The 8,459-nt window shown below is 44.3% G+C and carries 4 protein-coding genes and 1 pseudogene; 3 read left to right on the forward strand and 2 right to left on the reverse strand.

What is annotated here, in order from left to right:
- Window positions 1-18: 18 nt before the first annotated feature.
- On the reverse strand, window positions 19-1,674 hold the full coding sequence (locus AC5JM2_RS11835) for an alpha-keto acid decarboxylase family protein (RefSeq protein ID WP_495835074.1): 1,656 nt from the start codon (window positions 1,672-1,674) through the stop codon (window positions 19-21).
- A 656-nt stretch (window positions 1,675-2,330) separates the two neighbouring features.
- Here AC5JM2_RS11835 and AC5JM2_RS11840 point away from each other — a divergent pair.
- The 3 genes and pseudogenes from AC5JM2_RS11840 (at window position 2,331) to AC5JM2_RS11850 (ending at window position 6,626) form a co-directional block, all read left to right on the forward strand.
- Window positions 2,331-2,618 (forward strand): protealysin inhibitor emfourin, encoded by a 288-nt coding sequence (locus tag AC5JM2_RS11840; RefSeq protein WP_495835075.1) that lies wholly within the window; start codon window positions 2,331-2,333, stop codon window positions 2,616-2,618.
- Window positions 2,619-2,720: 102 nt separating this feature from the next.
- On the forward strand, window positions 2,721-3,179 hold the full coding sequence (locus AC5JM2_RS11845; protein WP_495835076.1) for a hypothetical protein: 459 nt from the start codon (window positions 2,721-2,723) through the stop codon (window positions 3,177-3,179).
- 441 nt (window positions 3,180-3,620) lie between these two features.
- Window positions 3,621-6,626, forward strand: a pseudogene (locus AC5JM2_RS11850) (tetratricopeptide repeat protein).
- Window positions 6,627-6,749: 123 nt separating this feature from the next.
- On the opposite strand, the gene AC5JM2_RS11855 reads toward AC5JM2_RS11850, so the two are convergent.
- On the reverse strand, window positions 6,750-8,033 hold the full coding sequence (locus AC5JM2_RS11855) for a cytochrome P450 (RefSeq protein ID WP_495835077.1): 1,284 nt from the start codon (window positions 8,031-8,033) through the stop codon (window positions 6,750-6,752).
- Between the last annotated feature and the right edge of the window lie 426 nt (window positions 8,034-8,459).

Genomic DNA, 8,459 nt, shown 5'->3' on the forward strand with positions numbered 1-8,459 from the left:
TTTCTGACATTTACTGCTTTATTTACTTAACATATCTAAGAGAACCTCTGGGCTGTCCATTTTGTCCATCACTACCTCAATAAAGACAAGTTTGTCCTGATTTTGTTCGGCTTGTTGCAGTGCCGATTCTAACTCTGACTCGGTGCTTGCCTTGATACCCCAGCCATTGTTACCAAAAACTTCATGAAGCTTGTGATAATTCCACCGTTGGATGTCGTTGTATGGTTGAGTCGGACCGTGGATATCACGCTCTATCGTGTATCCATCATTGTTGAAAAGAATAATAATTGGCTTGAGGTCATAACGTAACATTGTTGACAGTTCTTGTGCCGTCATTTGGAACGAGCCGTCACCTACGAGTAGGATGGATCGTCTTGAGGGAGCAGCGATCGCACAACCAAGTGAAGAACCGACTGAGTAGCCAATAGAACCCCAGAGTAATTGTCCCACGAAACTGGTTCCCTTTGGCAAAGGAATAACTGCGGCTCCAAACAAAGAAGTTCCAGTCTCGGTGACAAGAATATCATCTTCTTTGAGGAATTGAGCCAGTCTGTACCAAAAACGCTCCTGGGTAATCGCTGCTGTTGAGTTGGGTTGGAAACCAGTTGTAAAACCAGGATTTAAATTTTCCTTGCGAGGCTTTAAATCTAGCGTTTGCTGATCGCGGTGCTTCAAGCGTTTGCTTAAAGCAGTTAGAAAATCCTGCATTGCCACATTGTTGTACACGGTATTATTAATCTTGAGATGCTGCCCATGCACTTCAATGGTTCGGCTTGGATCGAGTTTTGCAGAAAACTTTCCTGTGTTGAAATCACTCATCAAGACACCGATACTCAATACACAATCTGCTTGTTCAACACGTTTAAGCACATACTCTTCACTGATACCACCGTTATATATACCGATGAATTGGGGGTGCGTTTCTTCAAGCAGCCCCTTCCCCATAGTCATAGTGGCATAAGGGTATCCAGTGGCAAAAAGAAGCGATCGCAATTCCTCTTGCAAATGATGACGATCCACACCCACGTCAGCCAGAATGACTGGTTTTAACGCCTTCTCCAACAAACTTACACTTGCATCAACTACTTCAGCTAAGATCGCTTCATCGCTTTGGAAGACAGGGGGAGTAAATGGAGTTGATGGTGCAGCCACTTCATGTGCAGCAACGTCCATCGGTAGGGAGATGTAAACAGGTAACTTTTTGAGAAGGCTTTCACCTAAAACTCTGTCGATTTCTGCTGTTGCATTCTCAAATGTCAAATATGCTTGCGCCGTCGTTACCTTCTCATACATTTGGGCAAACATGGAGAAATCGCCAGTGCCTAGCGTATGATGGACAAGTGCTCCCGATGATTGAATTTTGGTAGAAGGAGCTCCAGTAATCGCCACCACAGGGACGTGTTCAGCGCAAGCGCCAGCAACTCCATTAATAGCGCTGAGTTCACCAACACCAAACGTGGTAATCAGTGCTGCAATCCCATTGATTCGACCATAGCCATCAGCAGCGTAGGCTGCGTTAAGTTCGTTACAAGTTGTAACCAACTCAATACCCTCTTGATTGACTATCAAGTCGAGAAATTCCATATTGTAGTCACCAGCGACACCAAAGATATGCTTGACGCCAATTTCTTTGAGACGAAGCAGTAGATAGTCGCCAACAGTACAATTTGTCATTGTTTTAGCCTCCGATAAATTTTAAGCAAATGGCGATGATCGCAACTCCCGAATCGCCAGAAGAATACCTAATTTTAATTACAGCGCATCGCAAGTCATTGAAGTACAACGCTTTTGTCTAAAAGCTAGGCAGAAAGTCATTTTTACTTCTGACTTCTAGCTTGAAAAAGGGTGTAGGGGTGTAAGGGTGTAAAGAAAAAAGGTGTTTATTTCATATTTTGCTGGCTGCCAAGCCGCACGAGTTTAAGGCTTAGATCTTGCACCTCCGGCTGAGTACGCCCAGAACTCAAGTTCTGGGCTAATAAACCAAGTCCGTTAAAACGGAACGGCACATGCTTCAAGTCGGGAAACCCGGATGCCAGATACCTACGGAGGGAAACCCTCCTGCAGTACTGGCTCCCCAACGCAGTGCCTCCTGGAAAACTTACTCAGTCCGTTTTAACGGACTTAGACTTTGAGCCAAGAAATTTATTTCTTGGCGGACGAAAAGTATGATGCAAGATCTAAGATGACGCCTCTATTGTGCTGTATGGGGATTTTCCAGATGAACTGTTCCCTCTTAATGTTGTTTTTTCTTGATAAACTGGAAAATTATGTTATGACTTTCCCAGTTTTGATTAATTCTTGCAAAACATAGCAAGACGGAGAACAAGAAAATGCGGATATCATTTGAACGCACGGGTGGTTTTGCAGGGATAAGTACAAAAAAAACTGTAGACACGGCAAGTATTCCGGCAAATGAAGCTGATCAACTACCGTCACTACTAGAAGCCGCAGATTTCTTCAATCTACCCGAAAATATCACAGCTTCAACGAGACAAGCTGACCGCTTTCAATACAAGTTAACGGTAGAAGACAAAGGAAGAGAACACACAGTCACTGTGAGTGAAGCTGCGCTACCGGGAACCTTAAGACCTTTGATTGAATGGTTTCAAAAAAGATAGAGCGCAAAAAAAAGAGTCAAATTTCAGTAAACCTAGAAATCCGGAAACTCATACGCAAAGTTTGTATCTTACTTTACTACAATTCAACCTATAATTAGTCTTATGACAGAACCTCTAACAGCAGCAGTGATTGTCTCTTTATTTTTCTCTGAAGCAATCAAAGAAGGTGGAAAAGCTTTAACTAAGGGCGCTACAGATACATTTGCTCATTTAGTAAACACCATTCGTGAAAAGTTTAAGGCAGAAGGAACAGAAGGGTTACTGAAACGAGCAGAAAGTGAACCCACGCAAAAGAATAAAGAAAAGCTACAAGATGAACTGCAAACTCAGATGGATGCAGATAAAGCATTTGCTCAGAAACTGAAAGAACTAGTGCAACTTCTACAAGCACAAGATGAAAAAATACATCAAGTAGTTTTGAGTGAAATTGAATTAACTGGTGACTTGAAAGCAAAAGACATCAACCAAAAAGCTGTACGGGCTGCTTCAGTTGAACAGGAAATGGTTAAAGGGGTGAAAGCTCAAAACATTGATTTAGGCAATTTAAATCAAGAAGCTTAAAATCAGTGAGCAGTAAACAGTGAACAGTTAACAAAAGAAACAGATCCGTATTTTCTCTTGGTAACTGGTAACTGATAACTGATAACTGATAGAACTCGTTCCAAGTCTGTGACTTGGAATGCCTTGAGTGAGACTCTGTCTCACGAGCAAAAGAGCTACAAGAGGCAGAGCCTCCGGTAATGCATTACCATGCTCTGCATGGTAACGAGGGAATGCGTAAGTCCTATAAGATTTGTTGAGTTTTTTTATACTTAATTTACAATTATGAATAATAAGGAATCTCTATCAGTTGTACAAACAATCTTTGAGAATGTGCGGGCTGAGGGGAATATCACAGTAGGAGATATTACTCAGATTTACAAAGTTGAAAACAATTTGAGTGAAATTCCTAAACCAACAGGTTTCCCCCAAAATATTCCCCCTAGCAATACAGATAAGTTTATCGGACGATCGCGTGAATTAGAACGCCTCCACCAACAGTTACAACGCAATAATGAAGTCGTCATTGCAGCTGTTGAAGGTATGGGGGGAGTTGGTAAAACAGAATTAGCAATCCAGCATTCACTGCTACATTTACAATTGGACACTTATCCTGGTGGAATTTGCTGGCTACGCGCAAGAGAAGAAGATATTGGTTTGCAGATCATAGAATTTACTCGAACAGATTTGGGCTTGCAGCCGCCAGAAGATTTGGATTTACCAGAACGAGTACGCTGGTGTTGGCAGCATTGGCACCAAGGAAACACGCTTGTGGTTGTAGATGATGTGAAAAATTACAGTCAGATAAAATCTTATCTACCACCACAACCATCTCAGTTTAAAGTACTCATAACAACACGACTCAAGTTAGATTTATCTGGTTCTCTGTTTTTGGAAGTTTTGCAGGAGGATGATGCACTCTTATTATTGAAGCAATTGGTTGGAGAAGAAAAAGTCACCCAAGAATCAATAAAAGCGAAAGAACTCGTTCAGCGTTTAGGCTACTTACCTCTGGCGTTGCAATTGGTCGGGCGGTATGTGAAAAAGCGTAAGATATCTTTGACAGAAATGCTGCGACGTTTGGAGGAAAAAGGGCTAGGGCATCCTTCTTTAATAGTGAATCAAAATGACCGCACTTGGACTCTAAGTATCAAACGTGGAGTAGCGGCTGCTTTTGAATTAAGTTGGGAAGAATTAAGTGAGTCTGCCCAACAGTTAGGTTGTTTACTAAGTTTATTTGCTTTAGCTGCGATTCCTTGGTTACTGGTGGAAGGTGCTGCTGCTGAGAAAGACGCAGAAGAACTGGAAGATGCCAGAGTAGAATTAGAAAACTTGCATTTGCTTATGGGCGAAGATACTTATCTGTTACATCAGTTGATTCGCGAGTTTCTGAAAGACAAGCAAAAGAACTTAGCTTCAGGCGACGAGCATAAGTCTAGTTTTTGCCAAGCAATGGTAGAAGTGGCAAAGAAAATTTCTGACACACCTACTCACAAAGAAATCACTGCCTTAACTCCTGATATTCCACATTTAGCAGAAGTGGCACAAAATTTGACTGATGCAGTCAGTGATGAAAATTTAATTTGGGTTTTTACTGCTATGGGTTGGTTTTATAAAGGACAGGGTTTGTATGCGCTGGCGAAACCGTGGTTAGAGCAATGTGTATCAGTAATCCAATCCCGTTTGGGACAAGAGCACCCATATGTCGCCAGCAGTTACAACAACTTGGCACAACTCTACGAATCCCAAGGACGGTACACCCAAGCGGAACCACTATATATCAAAGCATTGAAACTAACGCAACGTCTGCTAGGAGAAGAGCACCCTGATGTCGCCTTAAGTTTCAACAACTTAGCTTACCTCTACTATTCCCAAGGACGGTACACCCAAGCGGAACCACTATATATCAAAGCTTTGGAACTAAGGCAACGCCTGCTAGAAGAAGAGCACCCACATGTCGCCAGCAGTTACAACAACTTGGCACAACTCTACGAATCTCAAGGACGGTAGACCCAAGCGGAACCACTATACATCAAAGCACTGAAACTAACGCAACGCCTGCTAGGAGAAGAGCACCCATATGTCGCCAGCAGTTACAACAACTTGGCTAGTCTTTACAATTCGCAAGGACGATACACTGATGCAGAATCACTCTACATCAAAGCATTGGAACTAAGGCAACGCCTGCTAGGAGAAGAGCATCCCGATGTCGCCCAAAGTTTCAACAACTTGGCAGGACTCTACTATTCCCAAGGACGGTACACTGAAGCTGAACCACTCGTTATCAAAGCTTTGGAACTAAGGCGACGCCTGCTGGGAGAAGAGCATCCATATGTCGCCACCAGTTACAACAACTTGGCATTACTCTACTATTCCCAAGGACGGTACACCCAAGCGGAACCACTCCTTATCAATGCTTTGGAACTAAGGCGACGCCTGCTGGGACAAGAGCACCCATATGTCGCCACCAGTTACAACAGCTTGGCAGAACTCTACCGTTCCCAAGGACGTTACACTGAAGCGGAACCACTCCTTATCAATGCTTTGGAACTAAGGCGACGCCTGCTGGGAGAAGAGCATCCATATGTCGCCACCAGTTACAACAACTTGGCATTACTCTACTATTCCCAAGGACGGTACACCCAAGCGGAACCACTCCTTATCAATGCTTTGGAACTATACCAACGCTTGCTGGGAGAGGAGCATCCCTCTGTCGCCACCAGTTACAACAACTTAGCAGAGCTGTACTATTCCCAAGGACGGTACACTGAAGCTGAACCACTCTACATCAAAGCTTTGGAACTCAGGCAACGCCTGTTGGGAGAAGAGCATCCCTATGTCGCCACCAGTTACAACAACTTGGCAGGACTCTACTATTCCCAAGGACGGTACACTGAAGCTGAACCACTCTACATCAAAGCTTTGGAACTATACCAACGCTTGTTGGGAGATGAGCATCCCAATGTCGCCATCAGTTACAACAACTTAGCAGAGCTCTACTCTGACCAAGGACGGTACACTGAAGCTGAACCACTCTACATCAAAGCTTTGGAACTCAGGCAACGCCTGTTGGGAGAAGAGCATCCCTATGTCGCCACCAGTTACAACAACTTGGCAGGACTCTACTATTCCCAAGGACGGTACACTGAAGCTGAACCACTCTACATCAAAGCTTTGGAACTCAGGCAACGCCTGTTGGGAGAAGAGCATCCCGATGTCGCCACCAGTTACAATAACTTGGCATTCCTCTACTCATCCCAAGGACGGCACACTGAAGCTGAACGTTTGTACAAAAAAGCATTGGAACTAAGGCAACGCCTGCTAGGAGATGAGCATCCCGATGTCGCCCAAAGTTACAACAATTTGGCATCACTCTACTATTCCCTTGGACGGTACACTCAAGCTGAACGTTTGTACAAAAAAGCATTGGAACTAAGGCAACGCCTGCTAAAGAATCAAAATTTATAGTTTGATGTATTTTCTGATAGTCAAAGCGATACACACGCAGACGTCTGCCTTTTGGGCGATACGCCCTTGGCGTCTGCACTCCGCGCCATCGCACTCAAGCACCCCTATTTGCTCATTCTTTTTTCAACGTTTAACTGGTGTTGTGTTGTAGTCAGGCACATCTGATGCTACCTTGTCGAACTCAATATAGAGGTGCTTGAGTCCCCGCATGAGTATGTTCGGCAAGTACTGGTAATCACCTTGTGCCAAGCGGATGTTCTCAAGCCGTAGCAGCAAGCGCTCATAGGCGATCTGCATTTCCTTGCGAGCAAGCATAGCGCCCAAACAATAATGAATGCCAGAACCAAAAGATAGGTGGTTGTTAGCATTGTAGCGGCGCACGTCGAAACGCTCACCCTCTGGAAATTTTATGGGATCGCGGTTAGCAGCATCGAAGCGGATCATCACCAAAGACCCAGCTTTTAGATCAACGTCTTCGAGTTTTGTATCTTGCGTTACAACTCGCCACATCCCCGCAGTCGGACTTTCCATTCGTAGAACTTCTTCAACAAAGTTCTCTACCTGGGAAAGATCTGTTTGTAGCAACTTCATCTGCTGGGGATTGTTTGTCAGCAACAACATCCCACCCGCGATCGCACTGGTGACAGTCTCATTGCCTGCCACTAGTATTTGCTGAATTATACTCAGCAGTTCAGCTGTGTCGAGCGATCGCTCTTGAGCCACCTTTGCCTGTACCAAGTCCGTGATCAAATCATCTTGAGGCTGTTTTTGGCGTGACTCTATGACATCACGAAAATAATGCTGGAAAGCAACCACATCTTTAGCACACTCGATCTCCTGCTCTCTAGAAAGCATATGGCTTAGGCGCGCAATAAAAGAATCAGACCATTGCTTGAACTTCGGCAGATCTGCCTGCGGCACACCTAACTGCTGAGCAATAACTTTGAGCGGTAAGGGTACGGCAAACTCACTGACGAATTCACACTTACTCTTATCGATGAAACTGTCAATGAGTTCATCAACCGTTTGCAGAATCAAGTTATGCATTTTATTGACACGCGACGAGGTGAATGCCTTATTCACCAGTGATCGGAATCGCTCGTGTTCTGGTGGATCTGCCGTCAGCAGGGTGTTCATCTGAGGCCAGCCTTGAGCAAAGATTTTCTGCAATTCCGGATCCTGTTCTTCTTTTCCAGCCAGTAAAGTAGAGAAATTACTAGAGAATACTCTTGTATCCTTAAGAATTTCTATCACCAAGTCATAGCGCGTAACGAGGAAGAGCTTAGCGTCAGTTTTGGGACTAGGTAGCTCCATAATTGGTGCTTGCTCCTGTGCTACCTTGTAGAATTCATAAGGGCACACAAGCAGTTCAGGGTCAAAGAAGTTGTAGTCCGACAGATGCTTCATGGTGGTCAGTGATGGTTTGCTTTGAGTCACTGTGCAGTCAACATCATCTTAACAAGTTAGAGCAAACTGGTTCTTGTTTCCAGGACTTACGCAAAATAATGAAAAAATAAACCGCATAGACGCGGAGCGGTGAGACAGCGCTGCAGGAGGGTTTCCCTCCGTAGGCGACTGCGAATCCGAAGGGCTTCCCGCAGGGTAGGACGTAAAGAGCACGTTCGCGTAGCGTGCGCCTTAGCGCATAGTTAAGAGGGTTTAAAAGGGTTTTTGCGTAAGTCCTAGTTTCAATGAACTACCCTTACACCCTTACACCCTTACACCCTTACCCCCCTAGTTTTTGTAATTCAAGCAAATCACAAGCGATGAATTCAATCTATCCCTCTTCTGTCACTTTCCGGAGTAAGCAAGTAGTAAATAAGTTAAATTATC

The organism is Brasilonema angustatum (assembly GCF_059505445.1).

What these genes read in the sequence shown, in the direction of transcription:
- AC5JM2_RS11845 (WP_495835076.1), top strand. Translation starts at nt 2,721, where the DNA reads ATGACAGAACCTCTAACAGCAGCAGTGATTGTCTCTTTATTTTTCTCT.
- AC5JM2_RS11855 (WP_495835077.1), bottom strand. Translation starts at nt 8,033, where the DNA reads ATGAAGCATCTGTCGGACTACAACTTCTTTGACCCTGAACTGCTTGTG.
- AC5JM2_RS11840 (WP_495835075.1), top strand. Translation starts at nt 2,331, where the DNA reads ATGCGGATATCATTTGAACGCACGGGTGGTTTTGCAGGGATAAGTACA.
- AC5JM2_RS11835 (WP_495835074.1), bottom strand. Translation starts at nt 1,674, where the DNA reads ATGACAAATTGTACTGTTGGCGACTATCTACTGCTTCGTCTCAAAGAA.